The organism is Geodermatophilus sp. SYSU D00691 (assembly GCF_054050275.1).
Map to the genome: position 1 here is coordinate 1 of NZ_JBJGYZ010000064.1, position 16849 is coordinate 16849.

Genomic DNA, 16849 nt, shown 5'->3' on the forward strand with positions numbered 1-16849 from the left:
CGCCGCCCGCCGCGCCGCGCGGCGGGGGCCCCGCCGGCCCCCCCCCCCCCCCGGCCCGCCGGCGGACGCCCGCGAGGAGTGGCTGGGCGCCCGGGAACGGCTGGTCGAGGTGCGCGGCCGGCGGCTGGACGGCATGGCCGCCGAGCTCGCCGCCGGGCTGGTGCCCGGGACCGAGTGCCCCGTCTGCGGCGGGCGCGAGCACCCGCGGCCGGCCGTGGGCAGCGGCCCGCGGGTCACGGCGGCCGACGAGGACGCCGCCCGCGCCGCGGTGGACGCCGCCGAGCAGGCCACGGCGGCGGCCGGCCGGGCCGTCGAGGAGCTGGAGCGCGAACTCGCCGTCCTGGGCGAACGGTCCGGCGAGCGGCCGGTCGCCGACCTCACCACCGTCGCCGCCGAGGCCGCCGACCGGCGCGACGCCACCCGGGCCGCGGCCCGCCGCGTCGACGAGCTGCGTCGCGGGCTGGCGGCCCTCGAGGCCGAGCACGCGGCGGCGACCGACCGGCTCGCCGCCGATCGGGAGCGGCTGCAGGCCCGCACGGCCGAGCGCGCCGCCCGGGCGGCGGTGCTCGACGAGCTGGTCGCGAAGCTGGACGAGGCGCGCGGCGAGGACGCCGACCTGGCCGCGCGGGCCCGGCGGCTGACCACGGCGGCGGAGCGCTGCGAGGCGGTCCTCGAGGCCGAGGTCGCCGAGCTGCGGGCGCGCACCGACGCCGACACCGCGCGGGCGACGGCGCAGCGACGGGTCGGCGAGACCGGCTTCCCCGGCCTGGCCGAGGCCGCCGGTGCCCTGCTGGAGGCCGGCGCGCTCGCCGCCCTCGACCGCCGGATCGACGAGCACGAGCGCGCGCTCGCCGCCACCGAGCGGGTCCTGGCCGATCCCGAGCTGGCCGACCTCGGGCCGCTGCCCGACGTCGCCGCGCTCGAGCGGCGCTGCGCCGGGACGACCGCCCGGCGGGAGGACGCCGTCGCCGCCCGCGACCGGGCCGGCCGCTGCGCCCGCGCGCTGGCCGACCTGGCCGGCGACCTGACCGCCGCCGAGATCGACCTGCAGCACCGGCGCGCCCGTGCCGAGCAGGTGGGCGCCCTGGCCGACCTGGTCAACGGCCGCGGGGCGAACGCCCTGCGGATGCGGTTGCAGTCCTTCGTGCTGGCCGGCCGGCTCGAGCAGGTCGCCGACGTGGCCAGCCGGCGGCTGCTCGAGATGTCGAACGGCCGGTACACGTTCGTGCACAGCGACGCGCAGGGCCGGCACGGCGCCCGCGGCGGCCTGGGGCTGGACGTGCTGGACGAGTACACCGGGGTGCGCCGGCCGACCAAGACCCTGTCCGGCGGGGAGAGCTTCATGGCCTCGCTCGCCCTCGCCCTCGGGCTGGCCGACGTCGTCACCGCCGAGACCGGCGGGGTGCAGATCGACACGCTCTTCGTCGACGAGGGCTTCGGCACCCTTGACGCGCAGGCGCTCGACGCGGTGATGACCGTCCTCGACGAGCTGCGGCGCGGCGGGCGCACCGTCGGCGTGATCAGCCACGTCGAGGAGCTGAAGCTGCGGATCCCCACCCGGGTCGAGGTGCTGGCCGGCCGGAACGGTTCCCGCCTGGCGGGGTGACCTGGGAGCGGGGGGTCAGCCGACGGCGGCCGGGCGCAGCTCGCTGATGCTGGCCAGGAAGCCGACCAGCACCAGCTGCACACCGCCGACGATGAGGACCATGCCGAGGATCGGCAGCTGCATCGTCTGCACCGGGTCGAGCTCACCGAAACCGGTCGAGCCCCACTGCACCAGCGCCCCGACGAAGCAACCGATGCCGGCCAGCGCGCAGAGCACGCCCAGCAGCAGGCCCCGCTCGAGGGTGGTCCGCTGGATCCACTTCTCCAGCCGGGGGCTCTGCGGCAGCAGCCCCAGCCTCCAGGCGTAGGCGCGCGAGATCGCGGCCACCCCCGTGACCTGGAGGCCGACGACGACGGCCGTGGCGAACGCCAGCATGGTGTGCACGGAGAACGTCAGAGCGCCGACGGTCAGGTTGTCGACCGCGAGCACGGCCAGCCCGAGGGTGCCCAGGACGCTCAGCACGAGCCCCGGGTAGAGCAGGAACCAGCGCGGGCTCAGCGCCAGGAGGAAGCGCAGGTGGCGCCAGCCGTCGCGCCAGGTGTTCAGGTGCGGGGCGCGGCTGCGGCCGTCGGGGCGCAGCACGGTGGGCACCTCGGTGATGCGCAGCCCGGTCAGCCCGGCGCGCACGACCATCTCGCTGGCGAACTCCATGCCGTCGGTCTGCAGGCCGAGCGCGAGCACCCGGTCGCGACGGAACGCGCGCATGCCGCAGTGGAAGTCGCCGATGGGCACCCGGAAGAACCGGCGCCCGGCCCAGGAGAGCACCGGGTTGCCGAGGTAGCGGTGCAGGAACGGCATCGCACCGCGCTCGATGCCGCCGCGGAAGCGGTTGCCCATCACCAGGTCGGCGCCGTCGCGCAGGGCCGCGACGAAGTCCCCGATGTCGTCGAGCGCGTAGCTGTCGTCGGCGTCGGCCATGAGCACGAAGCGGCCGTGGGCGGCCGCGATCCCGCCCTGCAGCGCGGCACCGTACCCGCGGCGGTCGACGTGGACGACGCGGGCGCCGGCGGCGCGGGCGAGCTCCTGCGAGCCGTCGGTGGAGCCGTTGTCCGCGACGACCACCTCCCCGTCGATGCCGAGGGACGTCATCGACCGCTGCGCCTTGCGGATGCAGGTCACCAGCGTCTCGGCCTCGTTGAGGCACGGGAGCACCACGGACAGCTCGCAGACGTCCTGCTCGACCGGCGCGGTCGCGAGGCCCGCGGTCGCGGGGTCGAGGTCGATCGCCACGTTGGGCCCGTCGGGATCGACGACGTAGTTGCCGTGCGCGGCCGACCGGGCGGCGCGGTGCGGGCGGGCGGTCGTCATGCGGCCGCTCGCAGCGGGGCCCCGGGACGCTCACAGCTGGTGCTCATCGGCTCAACGGTAGAGGGCCGCGCGACAGGTGTGCAGTACATGGGGCACCGGCCCACCGATCGTGCGGTCACGCACTGTTAGCCTCACCGGGTGTCGGGACCGCGGCGGCGCGTTCTCCGGTTCCTGTCCGAGCACGGCGCCTTCCTCGTGCTGTTGCTCGCCGGCGGGGCCGTGCGGGGCCTGGTGGTCCACGCGTACGTCCCGGCGTTCTGGTTCCCCGACTCGATCACCTACCTCGAGGTGGCCGAGACCGGCGAGGCCCAGGTGCACCGCCCGTGGGGCTACTCGTGGCTGCTCGCACTTCTCGAGCGGTGGGTGCCGTTCGAGGCCGTCGTCGTCGTTCAGCACGGGCTCGGTCTGCTGGCCACCAGCCTCGCGTACCTCCTGCTGGCCCACCGCGGCGTCGGGCGGGTCGTCCGAACCCTCGCCGTCGTGCCGTTGGCCCTCGACGGCTACCTGGTGCAGATCGAGCACTACGTGCTCGCCGAGTCGCTGTACGTCTTCCTGCTCGTGGGGGCGCTGACCCTGCTGCTGTGGCGGGAGCGGCCGCCCTGGTGGGCGGCGACGGGCGCGGGGGTGCTGCTCGGCGCGGGCATGCTCACCCGCACGGTCGGCACGTTCGTGCTCGCCGCGGTGGGCCTCTACCTGCTGGTGCTGCTGTTCAGGCGGCGGCTGGGGTGGCTGTCCCTCGCCGGTGCAGGCCTCGGCGTGGCCGCCGTCGTCGTGCCGTACGTGCTGTGGTTCCACAGCGCCACCGGCCAGTACGCGGTGACCGGCTTCACCGGGCACTTCCTCTACGGCCGGGTGTCCACGTTCGCCGACTGCGAGCGGCTCGACGTCCCTTCCGGCCTGGAAGCCCTCTGCCCCGACCAGCCGGTCGAGACCCGGCCCAACCCCGACTTCTACGTGTGGCACCCCGACAGCCCCGCCAACAGCGGGCGCTACACGGAGGACGACCTGACCGAGTTCTCCCTGCTGGTCATCCGCGGGCAGCCGCTCGACCTGCTCCGGACGACGGCCGCCTCGGTGCTCCAGTACGCGCTGCCCCGGGGCGGGCTCGACCGGTTCGACACCTGCCCCGGCTTCTGGGAGTTCCCCGAGGATGCCCAGCGTTACCGGCAGTTCCGCTGCGAGGCCCAGCTCGCCCCGCAGGGGTTCCGGTCCGAGCTCGCGCTCAGCTTCGACCGACCGGCCGTCGCGCGGCGGCTGGTCACGTATCAGGACTGGGTGCACGTGCCGGGCCCGGTGCTCGGCGCCCTGTTCCTCGTGGCGATCTCCGGGGTGGTTCCGCACCCCCGCCGCGGTTCCGGACGGGACGTCCTGGATGCGGTGCTCTGCGCCGTCGTGGCGCTGGTGCTGGTCGGCGTCCCGTCGGCGACCGCTGTCTTCGACTACCGGTACGGGCTGCCGGTCCTCGCGGTGCTCCCGCTCGGCGCCGCTCTCGCGGTGCGCGGCTGGCGGGGCGGGCGGTCGGCGCCGGCGGCGCAAGGGTCGCCGGGGGCCCGCGGAGCCGTCAGCCCGCCGTCGCCGGGGGAGGACCTGCTGGCGCGACCTCGCTCGACCGCCTGAGGCCGTCACCCCCCACCGGGGCCGGCTCGGGGTGCGCCGGGAAGATCCACCGGCGGTAGGACAGGAAGCGGATCAGCGTGCCGAGTGCGATCGAGCCGATGTTGGCGGCCTGCAGCACGAGCGCATCGGTCTGGCCCAGGGGATAGCGGACGAACGCGACGACCGCGAGGCCGAGCACCAGGGTCACCGCGTTCACCGCGGCGAAGAGCAGGTACTCGCGGCGGACGCCGGTGCGGGCGCGGTGGGAGAACGACCAGTAGCGGTGCCCCAGGTAGGCGACCGTCATCGACACCAGCGTGGACAGCAGCTTGGCCAGGACGGCGTCGAGGCCCACCTTCGCGTAGAGCACCTGGAACAGCCCGATGTCGAGCAGGAAGGTGGCGCCGCCGACGATCCCGAAGGCGCTGAGCTCCTTGACCAGCACACGCCACGTGCCGCCCACGCGGTCTCGGAGGGCGCGCACGGGGTTCATCCGCTCCACCGTACGGCGGAACGGGATCCGGTGGAGCGGATGCTCCCCCGACCGGGTGCCCGGGGGAGCGGTTCGGCGGCGAGGGTGGTACAGCCGTGCCGTGGAGACCGCCCCGCGTCGCAGGTCGTGGGCGGACCTGCCGGTCGTCGGCGGGTACCTCGGCCTGAGCGTCTGGATCTACTCCGCGCTGTGGGCCGCCCCGCGGGACGTGCTCCTCGCGGCGACGGTCAGCGATCACGAGCAGCACGAGTGGTTCCTCGCGTGGGGCGCGCACGTGCTGCGGCACGGTGGCAACCCCTTCGTCACCGATGCGGTCAACGCGCCGGACGGCGTGAACCTCCTGGCCAACACCTCCCTGCTGGGCCTCGGGGTGCCGCTCGCACCGCTGACCTGGTCCGCGGGGCCCGACGTCACCTACGCCGTGGCCCTGACGCTCGGCCTCGCCGGGACAGCGACCGGCTGGTACCTCCTGCTGCGCCGGGTGGCGCCGTTCCGGCCCGGCGCCGCGCTCGGCGGTGCCCTCGCCGCCTTCGGGCCGCCGATGCTGTCGCACGCCGGTGGTCACCTGAACCTGATCGCCCAGTTCCTGGTGCCCTGGTTGGTGTGGTGGACCGTCCGCCTGGGCGAACCCGGGCGAGCCCTGCGCCACGGGGCGGTCCTGGGGCTGCTCGTCGCCTGGCAGTTCCTGATCGGCGCGGAGGTGCTCACCTACACGGCGCTGGCGACCGGCCTGTTCGTGGGCACCTGGGCCGCGCTGCGCCCGAGGGCCGCCCGCGCCCGGCTCGGCGCGTTCGCGCGCGGGCTCGGCGTGACGGCGCTGGTGGCCGGCAGCCTGCTCGCCGCGCCGATCGCCGTCCAGTTCTGGGGCCCGCACGCCTACCGCGGCCTCGACGGGGCGGTCGTCGGCTTCGCCAACGACCTCGCCGCCCTCGTGCGCACCCGCATGCCGGACGCCGCCTGGTACGAGAACTACGCGCTGAACCCGAACGAGCAGAACGCCCACTTCGGGTGGGGTCTGGTGCTGCTCGCCCCCGTGCTGCTGGTCTGGTTGCGCAGGTCGGCGGTGGTTCTGGCGGCCGGCGTCGTCGGCGTCGTCTTCGCCGCCCTGTCGCTCGGGCGCGAGGTCGTCGTCGGCTGGCGCGAGACGGGCGTCCCCGGCCCGTGGGCGCTCCTCGGCGAGCTGCCTGTCCTCGACCACCTCCCGCCCAGCCGGCTGACGATGGTCTGCCTGCCCGTGTTCGGGCTGCTCGTCGCGGCGGGCGTGGACCGGCTGCGCACCAGCGGCACGCCCGCCCGGGTCCTCCTGCCGGTGGCCCTGGCCGTGGCGCTGGTGCCGCTGGTCCCGGAGCGCAAGGCGGTCGTCGACCGGGAGCCGGTCCCGGAGTTCTTCGCGTCGGGGGAGTGGCGCGACCACCTGGCCCCCGGCGACACCGTCGTCGCGGTGCCGGTCCCCGGACCCGGGGAGCTCGCCGCCTACCGCTGGCAGACCGCGGTCGACTTCGAGATCGTGCTGGCCGGGGGCTACTTCCTCGCGCCGGGGGTGGATGGCGTGGGCACCTGGGGAGCCGCGCCGCGCCCCACCGGAGAGCTGCTGGCGGGGGCCGATGCCGGGCAGCTGCCGGAGATCACCGGGGCCGATCGCCGTCAGGCGCGTGCCGACCTCGCGTACTGGGACGCCGACGTGGTCGTGCTGCCGATGTCCCGACCGCGGGCCGAGCAGACCGCCGAGGTGATCACGGCCCTGCTCGGCGTGGGGGGACGGCGGGTGGCGGACGTCCAGCTGTGGGATGTCCGGACGCCGGGGGGAGGGAACTGACCGCTCACCGCTCCGGGACGCGTGCGACGGCGAACACGGACTGGCCGAACGGTGCCCTGACCTGGGACTCCACCCACCGCGCCGCGGGAATGACGAGGCGGTCCCACTGCGACAGCCCGCCGTGCTCACCGGGGACCATCCGCAGCAGCCGCATCGCCACGAACCAGGCCGGCAGCCCGGGCATGTTGACGTACCGGGATTCCAGCACCTCCAGCCCGGCGGCGGTCATCGCGCCGGTGAGGTCCCTCCTGCGGTACTCGGTCATGGTGCCCTTCCTGCGTCGGCCGGGTCCCGCCGAAGACCGCCGTCCTCCCCGCGCTCACCCGTGATCTTGCACGGTGGCCGGGAGGCCGTCGGCAGCAGGCGGCTACGCTGCTCGCCGATGCGGAAGGCAGGCGGCGACGGGCTCCCCGTGGTGGCGATGGTCGGCGGGGGGCAGCTCGCCCGCATGACGCACCAGGCGGCCATCGCGCTCGGGCAGTCCCTGCGGGTGCTGTCCACCGGCCCGGAGGAATCGGCGGCGCTCGTCGCGGCCGACGTCGTCCTCGGCGACCACCGCGACCTCGACGCCCTGCGACGGGTGGCCGAGGGCGCCACCGTGGTCACGTTCGACCACGAGCACGTCCCGACCGAGCACCTGCGGGCGCTGGAGGAGGCCGGGCACCGGGTCGCCCCGGGGCCTGCGGCGCTGGTGCACGCCCAGGACAAGCTCGTGCTGCGGCGCGCGCTCGCCGCCGCCGGCGAGCCGCAGCCCGCCTGGGCCGAGGTGAGCACGCCGGTCGGCGTGGCCGACTTCGCCGGCGCCAACGGGTGGCCCGTCGTGCTGAAGACCCCGCGCGGTGGGTACGACGGCAAGGGCGTCTTCGTGGTGGACGACGCCGACGCGGCCACCGCGCTGCTCGAGCGGCACGGCGCGCTCCTGGCCGAGGAGCGGGTGCCGATGGTGCGCGAGCTGGCCGTGCAGGTGGCCCGCTCGCCGTTCGGCCAGGTCGCGGTGTGGCCGGTGGTCGAGACCGTGCAGCGCGACGGCGTGTGCCACGAGGTGCTCGCCCCGGCGCCCGGGCTCGGCGAGGCGCGGGCCACCGCCGCCCAGGAGCTGGCCATCCGGATCGCCGACCGGCTCGGCGTGGTGGGGCTGCTCGCCGTCGAGCTGTTCGAGACCGCCGACGGGGTGCTGGTCAACGAGCTCGCGATGCGGCCGCACAACTCGGGGCACTGGACCATCGAGGGCGCCCGCACCGGTCAGTTCGAGCAGCACCTGCGCGCCGTCCTCGACTACCCGCTGGGCTCGACGGCGATGACCGCACCGGTCGTCGTCATGGCCAACGTGCTCGGCGGCGCCGCGGCGGCTCCCGGCTGGGCCGGACCGGGGCTCGACGAGCGGGTGCACCACTTCATGGCGCACTGGCCCGACGTGAAGCTGCACTGGTACGGCAAGGGGCAGCGGCCCGGCCGCAAGCTCGGCCACGTCACCGCGCTCGGGGACGACCTGGAGGAGGTCCGCGCCCGCGCCGTCGCCGCGGCCCGCTACCTGGCCGACGGGGTCGTCGACCCGGCGTTCGCGTTCGAGGAGGAGCACGCGTGAGCGATCCGCTGGTCGGCATCGTGATGGGCAGCGACTCCGACTGGCCGACCATGGAGCCGGCCGCCACGGCGCTCGACGAGTTCGCGGTCCCGTGGGAAGCGCACGTCGTCTCGGCCCACCGGACGCCCCGGCGGATGCTGGAGTACGCCGAGTCCGCCGCCGACCGCGGCCTGCGGGTGATCGTCGCCGGGGCCGGGGGAGCGGCGCATCTGCCCGGCATGGTCGCCGCGGCCACCCCGCTGCCGGTGATCGGCGTGCCCCGGCCGCTGGACCGCCTCGACGGGCTGGACAGCCTGCTGTCCATCGTGCAGATGCCGGCCGGGGTGCCGGTGGCCACGGTGAGCATCGGCGGCGGGCGCAACGCGGGGCTGCTCGCCGTCCGCATCCTGGCCGCCGGGGACGAGCGGCTGCGCGCCGAGGTGGCCCGGTTCCAGGCCGACCTCGCGGAGTCGGTGCTCGCCCGCGACGCGGCGCTCCAGGCCCGGCTCGGCGCCGACGAGGAGCACCGGGACTAATCTTCTACCCGTGGGTAGCAACGGGCTGTACGCGCTGACCGACGAGCACGAGGCGATCCGGGAGGCGGTCCGCGACATCGCGGAGCGGGAGATCGCGCCGCACGCCGCCGACGTCGACGCGAACTCGCGCTACCCGATCGAGGCGCAGAAGGCGCTGACCGCGGCCGGGTTCCACGCCACGCACATCCCAGAGGCCTACGGGGGCGAGGGCGCCGACGCGATCGCCACCTGCATCGTCATCGAGGAGGTCGCCCGGGTCGACGCCTCGGCGTCGCTGATCCCGGCGGTGAACAAGCTCGGCTCGATGCCGGTCATCCTGGCCGCCGACGAGGAGCTCAAGCAGCAGGTGCTCGCCCCGATCGCCGCCGGCGAGGCGATGATCAGCTACGGCCTGTCCGAGCGCGAGGCCGGCTCCGACGCCGCGGCGATGAAGACCCGCGCCCGCCGCGACGGCGACTCCTGGGTGCTGGGCGGCACCAAGGCCTGGATCACCAACTCCGGCGTCTCCTCCTGGTACACGGTCATGGCGGTGACCGACCCGGAGAAGGGCGCCAACGGCATCTCGGCGTTCGCCGTGCACAAGGACGACCCGGGCTTCGCCGTCGGGCCCAAGGAACGCAAGATGGGCATCAAGGGCTCGCCCACCTGCGAGCTGTACTTCACCGACTGCACCATCCCGGCCGACCGGATCATCGGCGCCGAGGGCACCGGCTTCAAGACCGCGCTGCGCACGCTGGACTTCACCCGGCCGACGATCGGCGCGCAGGCGGTCGGCATCGCGCAGGGCGCGCTGGACGCGGCCGTGGCCTACGTCAAGGACCGCAAGCAGTTCGGCACGAGCGTCGGCAGCTTCCAGGGCGTGCAGTTCATGCTCGCCGACATGGAGATGAAGATCGAGGCCGCCCGGCACCTCGTCTACGTCGCCGCCGCGGCCGGCGAGCAGGGCCGGCCCGACGTCACCCGCGTCTCGGCCTCGGCCAAGGCGTTCGCCTCCGACGTGGCGATGCAGGTGACCACCGACGCCGTGCAGCTCTTCGGCGGGGCCGGCTACACCCAGGACTTCCCCGTCGAGCGCATGATGCGCGACGCCAAGATCACCCAGATCTACGAGGGCACCAACCAGATCCAGCGCATGGTCATCGCCCGCTCGCTGCTGCGGTGAGCGCCGACGGCTGGCTGACCGGCGTCCTCGCACGCGAGCTGGTCGAGGAGCTGCGCGAGGGTCCTCGCTAGTCCAGCAGGCGGGTGACGGCGGAGAGCCGCGAGTCCCCGGCCATCGCGGCCAGCCAGGCGGCCCACCCCGGCCGGCTGCGCATCGCCTCCAGGGCGCCTCGTGCGGCTTCGCGGTCGCCGCGCTGCGACGCCGCGACGGCCGCGTACAGGTCGCGCGCCCCCTCCGGGGCGAACAGGGCGAGGGTCTCGTAGTCCCGCTCGTCGTAGGCCCGCTGCAGGTTGCGCAGCATGCGGAGCTGGGCCACGGGATCGCCGGAGTCGTCGACCCGCAGGTCCATCCGCACGCCGTCGTCCTCGTCGGTGGCCGGCGTCCCGGAGACGACGAGCAGCGCCGCCGACTGCCGCCCCCGCAGGTCGCCGCCGGCGTCCTGGCCGGCCGTGAGCGCGGCCAGCAGCCGGTCCGGCAGGCCACCGCCGGCCGCGGTGAAGGCCTGCGCCATGGCGGGCAGGACCTCCGCCGAGGCGAGCATGTTGCCCTGCACGCTCCAGCCGTCGCCGAGCAGGTGGCCCGACACCGGGAAGGCCGTGCGGCCGGTGTCGGCCGCGACCCGCCCGTCGGCGGCCAGGACGGCGATCTGCCGGTCGGCGTCCTCCGCCGAGTGCGCCGCCTTCCGCACCAGCTCCTCGGGGCCCGCGCCGTCGGCCAGGCCGTTCAGCAGCGTGCCGCCCAGACCGCGGCGGCTGCGCGCCTGCACGGCGACCACGCCGATGCCCGGCCGGGCACCGGGCACCGCGCGACCCACGGCGAGGATGCACGAGGAGACGGCGATCCCGAGCTCCCCGGTCCCGGGGTCGCGCGCGACGACCGAGAACGTCACGCAGGTGCGGTCAGGCGGCGGCCGGCAGCGACATCGTCGGGACGTCGTCGGGGACGGTGAGCGGCGCGCCGGTGGCCGCCACGACCTCGTCGACGGTCACGCCGGGGGCGACCTCGCGCAGCACGAGCCCGTCGTCGGTGACGTCGACGACGGCGAGGTCGGTGACGATCCGGTCGACGCACGCCTTGCCGGTGAGCGGCAGCGTGCACTCCTGGACGATCTTGGCCGACCCGTCGCGGGCGACGTGCTCCATCATGATGATCACCCGCTTGGCGCCCCGGACCAGGTCCATCGCGCCGCCCATGCCGTTGACCATCTTCCCGGGGATCAGCCAGTTGGCCAGGTCACCGCGGACGTTGACCTGCATGGCGCCGAGGATGGCCAGGTCGAGGTGGCCGCCGCGGATCATCCCGAACGACTGCGCGGAGTCGAAGAAGCTGGCGCCCGGCAGGATCGTCACCGTCTCCTTGCCGGCGTTGATCAGGTCCGGGTCCTCCTCGCCCTCGAACGGGTAGGGGCCCACGCCCAGGATGCCGTTCTCGCTGTGCAGCACCACGTGGACGTCGTCCGGGACGAAGTTGGGCACCAGGGTCGGCATGCCGATGCCCAGGTTCACGTACTGGCCGTCGGTGAGCTCGAGGGCCACGCGGGCGGCGAGCTCGTCGCGCGTCAGTGCCATCTCGTCAGGCCTCCGTCGTCTCGTCGCCGGCACCGGCCGGGGCGGCCCCCTCGGTGCGCGGCCGGGTGGTCCGCTTCTCGATGCTCTTGCCCTCGGGGCCGACCACGACGACCCGCTGGACGTACACCCCGGGCAGGTGCACCTCCTCGGGGCGGATCTCGCCGGGCTCGACGAGCTCCTCGACCTCGGCGACGGTGATCCGGCCGGCCATGCCGGCGAGCGGGTTGAAGTTCATCGCCGACTCGTGGAAGACCAGGTTGCCGTGCCGGTCGCCGACCGCGGCCCGGACCAGCCCGTAGTCGGCGGTCAGCGCGGTCTCGAGCACGTACTGGCGGCCGTCGAACTCGCGGACCTCCTTGGGCCGGCTGGTCTCGACGACGTTGCCGTCGGCGTCGTAGCGGATCGGGATGCCGCCGTCGGCGACCATCGTGCCGACGCCGGTCGGCGTGAAGAAGGCGGGGATGCCGGCGCCGCCGGCGCGCAGCCGCTCGGCCAGCGTGCCCTGCGGGGTCAGCTCGACCTCCAGCTGGCCGGAGAGGTACAGCCGGGCCAGCTCCTTGTTGCCGCCGACGAACGAGCTGATGGTGCGGGTGATCCGGCCGGCGTAGAGCAGCACGCCGAGGGCCTGGTCGTCGACGCCGCAGTTGTTCGAGATCGTCGTCAGGTTCTTCGCGCCCTGCTCCAGCAGCGCGTCGATCAGCTTGATCGGCACCCCGCAGAGCCCGAAACCACCGACGGCGAGCGTCGCGCCGTCGGCGATGTCGGCCACGGCCTCGCGGGCGCCGGCCACCACCTTGTCCATGCAGGAACCACCGTTCTGGGACGCGGCGGGACGCCCCCGTCAGGCGGGGCGGCCCAGCGCGCGGATGCCGTCGATCTGGGGTCCGAGCGTAGCCGTGACCCGTTCGGCGGCCGCGCGGGCGGCCAGGCCGGCGGGGTCGGGGGAGCGGCAGACCACCACCGACGCGCCGGCCGCGAGCGGGGCGAGCAGCCAGGCCACCGGGCCGGCCTCGGCCGCGGTGACGTCGTCGACCAGCACCCGGTCGCCCTCGACCAGGCCGAGGCGCCCGGCCAGCTCGCCGGCCCCCTCGGCCAGTCCGCCGAGAGTCAGCTCCAGCCCGCCCACGCGCAGGCCGGGGGCGGCCGGGTCCGGCGGCGTCCAGGGGGTGAAGCGGTCGCCGGCGGTGCGCACCTCCAGCGCGAAGTCGCGGGCCGGGCCGGTGTAGTCGCGCATCCCGAGACCGAGCGGGTGCAGCGACAGCCCCAGGAGCTCCCCGCCCGCCACCTCCGCGACGGCGTCGACCCGGTCCCGCGCGGCGAGGACGACGTCGGCCTCGGCCAGCCGGCCGTCGTCCTCGGCGGCGGTGTCGAGCACGGTCGCCCCGCAGCTCCACACCCCGAGCAGCACCGCGGCGGTCTGCCAGTGCACCGGCAGGGCCACCGCCACCGCGCTGCCCGGGCCGACGTCGAACTCCTCCTGCAGGAGGTTCGCCGTCTTGGCGACCCAGTTGGCGAGGGTGGTCGCCGACAGCTCCACCCGCTCGCCGGCGGCGTCGTCGTAGTACGTCAGCAGCGGCCCCGAGGGGTCCCGCCGCCGGGCCCGGTCCAGCAGGTCGGCAGGGGTGGACGGCATGCCGACAGGGTGTCAGCCGCCGTTCGGGTCACGCTTCGTCGGGGGCTTGCCCTCGTCGAGCGCCTGCTGCGCGGCCACCGGGTCGTAGGCGCAGGCGTCGGTGGTGTCGTCGGCGTGGCCGGGCGCCGCCGGGCCCGACGTGGTGCCCGACGTCGGCCCTGTCGTCGTCCCAGTGGTCGTGCCGGTCGTCGTGCCCGTCGTCCCGATGGTGGTCCCGGAGGTGCCCGTCGACGTGCCACCCGCCGGTGCCGCGCCGATCGCCTGGCTGACGATGCCGCGGATCAGGTCGTAGTCCGGGTACGCCGGCCGGATCACCGTGTCGTCGAAGACGACGCTCTGGATCCCGGCGTCCTTGACCTTCAGCGCCAGGTCCACGAAGGAGCCGACGACGTCCTGCGGGATGTCGGTGCTGACGATGTCCTGCGTGGTCGCGGCCAGCTGCTGGTAGCGCGAGAGCAGGGTCATCGGGTCCGCCGCGTCCACGATCGCGTTGATCATGCAGCGCTGGCGGTCCATGCGGGTGTAGTCCGTGAGGCCGAACCGGCCGCGGGCATAGGCAAGGGCGCGCGGACCGTCCATGTGCTGGTTCGCGCCCGGGGCGATGTAGTCGTCGGGGAGGTAGCCCTTCGTCGGCTCGCCGCCGATCGGCACCCAGTAGTTGACGTTCACGGTGATGCCGCCGAGCGCGTCGACCAGCTGGCTGAAGCCCTCCAGGTTGACCAGCACGTAGTAGTCGATGTCCAGGCCGAGGGCCTCGCCGACGCCGAGCTTGAGGAAGTCGGCACCCGGGTTGTCCGTCGGCCCCAGGATGTCCGGGTGCATCGCCGGGCCGTTGCGGTACACGGCGTTGAGCAGGCTCTCGCTCTCGCTGCCGGCGTCGAAGCCGTCGGGGTAGACCTCGTGCAGCGGGCTGTCGGCCGGGAAAGGCAGGTCCTCGAGGTTGCGCGGCAAGCTGAACAGCGTCGTGGCGCCGGTCTTGGTGTCGATGCTCGCGACCATCACGGTGTCGGTGCGCACGCCCTCGCGGCCGTCGCCGCCGTCGCCGCCCAGCAGCAGCACGTTCACCCGCGGCTTGCCGGCCCACGGGTCGGCGGCGGTGACGTCCGGCGTGGTCGCCGACTCGCCGTCGGCGAACAGGCCGCCGAGCAGGTCGCGCTGCACCGAGGCCAGGTGGGCGACCTCGAACGCCGGGGCCGCGACACCCAGCGCCAAGGCCGTCACGAGGAGACCGCCGACGACGTGCCGGCCGCGGCTGGTCGTGTCGGGGGCGAGCATGCGGTAGCCGGCGATGACGACCAGCGCCCAGCCCACGGCCACCCCGACGACGCCCCAGGTGACCCACAGCAGGGCGGTCGGGTCGACGGCCCAGTGCAGCGCGGTGCTGCGGCCGGCGGTCGCCAGCCAGGCGCCGGCGGCCAGGGTGAGGACGAACAGGGCGATCAGCAGCCAGCCGAGCTTGCGGCGCCCGGCGGCGACGAACGCCACGCCGGGCACCAGCGCGCCGACCGTGGTGAGGCCGAGGACCGCGCCGAAGCCGCGCCGGGGCGCGTCGTCGGCGGCGTCGTCGTCCCACTCCTCGTCCCAGTCCTCGTCCCACTCCTCCTGCTCGAAGCGGGCGAAGCGGTCGTCGTCGAGACGGTCGTCCCAGCGGTCCTCGACCAGCTGACCGCCGCGGACCGGCTCCTCGTCCCAGCGCCGTTCGACCCGGGCCGGCGCGGACCCGCGCCCCGGCGGCACGGGCGGGAAGCCGGCGCGGGCCCGCGGGACCGGCGGCAGCCCGACGGAGGCGCGGGGCGGGGGCACGGTGGCCGACGAGCGGGAGGCCGCGGGCCGGGGCGCCGAGGGGCGCGAGGCGGAAGCCGGCTCCGGTCGACGGTTCGCTCGACCCGCGCGCGGGTCGAGCCGCGCCGGCAGGGGGCGGCGGTCAGCCGTCGTGCCGCGGGCCTCACGCTCTCGGGTCACGGGATTCCTCACTGCTCGGGGGACTGGGGAAGACGGGGACGCGCCACCGCGGGAGCTAGTTGATGCAACCGGTGTCCGCAGCGGTCCGGGCGCCCTCGCCCTCGGCGGGGGACGGGGTCTCCGGCGTCGTCACCGCCCGGCCGACGCCGTTGAAGTCGGAACCGAGCACCAGCTCGACGGTGCCCTGCGGGGCCTCGTCGGACTGCACGGTCTGGGCGCCGGGGATGGCTGCGGCGAGCGTGTTCGCCAGGGCGTCGTCGCCCGTGGCGTAGCGGATCTCCGTGGCGGTGTAGGCGGCGCTGTCGGCGTTGCCGGTGCTGACCACGTCGAAGCCCGCCGCGCTCAGCTCCTCGGCGGTCGAGGCCGCCAGCCCCGACGTGCCGGAGCCGTTGTACACGGCGACGGACACCTCGCCCGGGGCGACCGTCGGCGACGCGCCGCTCTCGGTGGACTCCGGGGCGGCCGGGGCGTCGGCGGACAGCGTCGCGAAGAACTCGTGCAGGACCTCGGGGTCCTGCAGGCGGAGGATGTAGCGGCCGTCCTCGTCGTGGTCGTCGCCGGCGTACGGGATGGTCTGGAACTCGATGCTGCCCGCGGTGACCGACTGCATCTGGGCGGCGAGGTCGAACAGGTCGAGGTTCTGGTCGATCGTCAGCGAGCCGGCGGCCGCCTGCACGAGCTCCCGCTGCTTGCCGAGGTCGAACAGCACGTTGTCGGAGAGGATCTTGCGGATCATGCCGGCGATGAACGTCTGCTGGCGCACGATCCGGTCGAAGTCGCCGCGCGGCAGGCCGTGCCGTTGGCGGACGAAGGCCAGCGCCTGCTCGCCGCTGATGGTCTGCACACCGGCCGGGAGGTCGACCCCCGAGTAGGGGTCCTGGACGGCGTTGCACAGATTGACCTCGACCCCGCCGATGACGCTGCTGATGCGGAAGAAGCCCAGCAGGTCGACCTCGGCGTAGTGGTCGATCTGCAGGCCGCTGAGCCGGCTGATGGTCTGGATGAGCAGCTGTGCCCCGGCGGCCTGCCGGGTGTCCTCGTCGGCGTCCGGGCCGGCGTCGGCGACCCCGTAGGCGTAGGCGGCGTTGAGCTTGTCCCACCCGTGACCGGGGATCTCCACGTAGGAGTCGCGGGGGAAGGAGACGAAGGACGCCGTCGATCCGTCGGCCGGGACGTGCACCAGGATCATCGTGTCGGTGGCCATGCCGCCGTTGTCCTCGGTGTTGAGCTGCTGGAGCTCCTCCTCGGACGCGCTCGCCCGGCTGTCGTTGCCGACGAGCAGCAGGTTCATCGCCGCGCCGCCGCCGATGCCGTCGTTGCCCGAGGTGGGGATCGCGTCGGTGCGGTGCACGCTGGCGTCGGCGACCTCGCTGAGGTACCAGCCCCAGCCGGTGGTGGCCAGCAGGACGACGGAGAGCAGGCCGGCGAGCAGGCGGCCGGCGGTGGCGACGCCGGACGAGCTCCGGCCCGCGGGGCGGGGCACCGAGCCGCGCTCGTCCCCGGGGCGGGGGGGGGGGGGGGGGGGGGGGGGGGGGGGGGGGGGGGGGGGCGGCGGGGGGGGGGGGGGGGGGGGGGGGGGGGGGGTGTGGTGGGGTGGTCACGACG

General features: G+C 75.0%; 15 protein-coding genes. 6 read left to right on the forward strand and 9 right to left on the reverse strand.

All coding sequences use genetic code 11. The annotated features are described in order from the left end of the window. Positions 1–1606: SbcC/MukB-like Walker B domain-containing protein (locus ACI797_RS27140; RefSeq protein ID WP_456863735.1), on the forward strand; the 1606-nt coding region annotated here is incomplete at its 5' end. A 15-nt stretch (positions 1607–1621) separates the two neighbouring features. On the opposite strand, the gene ACI797_RS27145 is transcribed toward ACI797_RS27140, so the two are convergent. After that, positions 1622–2914, reverse strand: coding sequence for a glycosyltransferase family 2 protein (locus ACI797_RS27145; RefSeq protein WP_456863738.1), 1293 nt, complete (start codon positions 2912–2914; stop codon positions 1622–1624). A 138-nt stretch (positions 2915–3052) separates the two neighbouring features. On the opposite strand from ACI797_RS27145, the gene ACI797_RS27150 reads away from it, so the two are divergent. Continuing rightward, entirely contained in the window at positions 3053–4531 is a 1479-nt protein-coding gene (locus ACI797_RS27150; protein WP_456863741.1) for a phospholipid carrier-dependent glycosyltransferase, read from the forward strand. Here ACI797_RS27150 and ACI797_RS27155 read toward each other — a convergent pair. Next, positions 4476–5003, reverse strand: coding sequence for a GtrA family protein (locus tag ACI797_RS27155; RefSeq protein ID WP_456863744.1), 528 nt, complete (start codon positions 5001–5003; stop codon positions 4476–4478). The two genes, ACI797_RS27150 and ACI797_RS27155, sit on opposite strands and share 56 nt — an antisense overlap. Positions 5004–5103: 100 nt before the next feature. On the opposite strand from ACI797_RS27155, the gene ACI797_RS27160 reads away from it, so the two are divergent. After that, the gene (locus ACI797_RS27160; RefSeq protein WP_456863747.1) at positions 5104–6819 is read left to right on the forward strand and encodes a hypothetical protein; all 1716 of its coding nucleotides are present in this window, start codon (positions 5104–5106) and stop codon (positions 6817–6819) included. 4 nt (positions 6820–6823) lie between these two features. Here ACI797_RS27160 and ACI797_RS27165 read toward each other — a convergent pair whose 3' ends face one another. After that, positions 6824–7084: a hypothetical protein gene (locus tag ACI797_RS27165; protein ID WP_456863750.1), complete on the reverse strand. Its 261-nt coding sequence runs from the start codon at positions 7082–7084 to the stop codon at positions 6824–6826. A 117-nt stretch (positions 7085–7201) separates the two neighbouring features. On the opposite strand from ACI797_RS27165, the gene ACI797_RS27170 reads away from it, so the two are divergent. Genes ACI797_RS27170 through ACI797_RS27180 form a run of 3 tightly spaced genes read left to right on the forward strand, consistent with a single transcriptional unit; the run spans position 7202 to position 10081 of the window. Continuing rightward, positions 7202–8404 (forward strand): 5-(carboxyamino)imidazole ribonucleotide synthase, encoded by a 1203-nt coding sequence (locus ACI797_RS27170; protein WP_456863753.1) that lies wholly within the window; start codon positions 7202–7204, stop codon positions 8402–8404. After that, positions 8401–8919, forward strand: a complete 519-nt coding sequence (gene purE / locus ACI797_RS27175) for a 5-(carboxyamino)imidazole ribonucleotide mutase (protein ID WP_456863756.1) — start codon at positions 8401–8403, stop codon at positions 8917–8919. Before ACI797_RS27170 ends, purE begins: the two co-directional genes overlap by 4 nt. A 10-nt stretch (positions 8920–8929) precedes the next feature. Next, a complete protein-coding gene (locus ACI797_RS27180) occupies positions 8930–10081 on the forward strand; it encodes an acyl-CoA dehydrogenase family protein (RefSeq protein WP_456863759.1) in 1152 nt (383 codons plus the stop codon). A gap of 67 nt (positions 10082–10148) precedes the next feature. Here the strand turns inward: ACI797_RS27180 and ACI797_RS27185 are convergent, their stop codons facing one another. From ACI797_RS27185 to ACI797_RS27210, 6 genes are all read right to left on the reverse strand, one after another. Then, entirely contained in the window at positions 10149–10970 is an 822-nt protein-coding gene (locus ACI797_RS27185; protein WP_456863762.1) for a DUF1028 domain-containing protein, read from the reverse strand. A 10-nt stretch (positions 10971–10980) separates the two neighbouring features. After that, on the reverse strand, positions 10981–11649 hold the full coding sequence (locus ACI797_RS27190) for a CoA transferase subunit B (protein WP_456863765.1): 669 nt from the start codon (positions 11647–11649) through the stop codon (positions 10981–10983). A gap of 4 nt (positions 11650–11653) precedes the next feature. Then, positions 11654–12451 (reverse strand): CoA transferase subunit A, encoded by a 798-nt coding sequence (locus tag ACI797_RS27195; protein ID WP_456863768.1) that lies wholly within the window; start codon positions 12449–12451, stop codon positions 11654–11656. 39 nt (positions 12452–12490) lie between these two features. Then, entirely contained in the window at positions 12491–13282 is a 792-nt protein-coding gene (locus ACI797_RS27200; RefSeq protein ID WP_456863771.1) for a TIGR03089 family protein, read from the reverse strand. A gap of 12 nt (positions 13283–13294) precedes the next feature. Next, on the reverse strand, positions 13295–15085 hold the full coding sequence (locus ACI797_RS27205) for an LCP family glycopolymer transferase (protein ID WP_456863774.1): 1791 nt from the start codon (positions 15083–15085) through the stop codon (positions 13295–13297). Positions 15086–15299: 214 nt separating this feature from the next. After that, positions 15300–16727 carry an LCP family protein gene (locus tag ACI797_RS27210; RefSeq protein WP_456863777.1) on the reverse strand — a complete coding sequence of 476 codons (1428 nt, stop codon included), beginning with the start codon at positions 16725–16727 and terminating at the stop codon, positions 15300–15302. Positions 16728–16849: the final 122 nt, after the last annotated feature.

Bases quoted from the DNA above. Each gene is read 5' to 3' on its own strand.
- ACI797_RS27145 (WP_456863738.1), bottom strand. From the start codon at position 2,914: ATGACGACCGCCCGCCCGCACCGCGCCGCCCGGTCGGCCGCGCACGGC.
- ACI797_RS27155 (WP_456863744.1), bottom strand. From the start codon at position 5,003: ATGAACCCCGTGCGCGCCCTCCGAGACCGCGTGGGCGGCACGTGGCGT.
- ACI797_RS27200 (WP_456863771.1), bottom strand. From the start codon at position 13,282: ATGCCGTCCACCCCTGCCGACCTGCTGGACCGGGCCCGGCGGCGGGAC.
- ACI797_RS27195 (WP_456863768.1), bottom strand. From the start codon at position 12,451: ATGGACAAGGTGGTGGCCGGCGCCCGCGAGGCCGTGGCCGACATCGCC.
- ACI797_RS27190 (WP_456863765.1), bottom strand. From the start codon at position 11,649: ATGGCACTGACGCGCGACGAGCTCGCCGCCCGCGTGGCCCTCGAGCTC.
- ACI797_RS27170 (WP_456863753.1), top strand. From the start codon at position 7,202: ATGCGGAAGGCAGGCGGCGACGGGCTCCCCGTGGTGGCGATGGTCGGC.
- ACI797_RS27165 (WP_456863750.1), bottom strand. From the start codon at position 7,084: ATGACCGAGTACCGCAGGAGGGACCTCACCGGCGCGATGACCGCCGCC.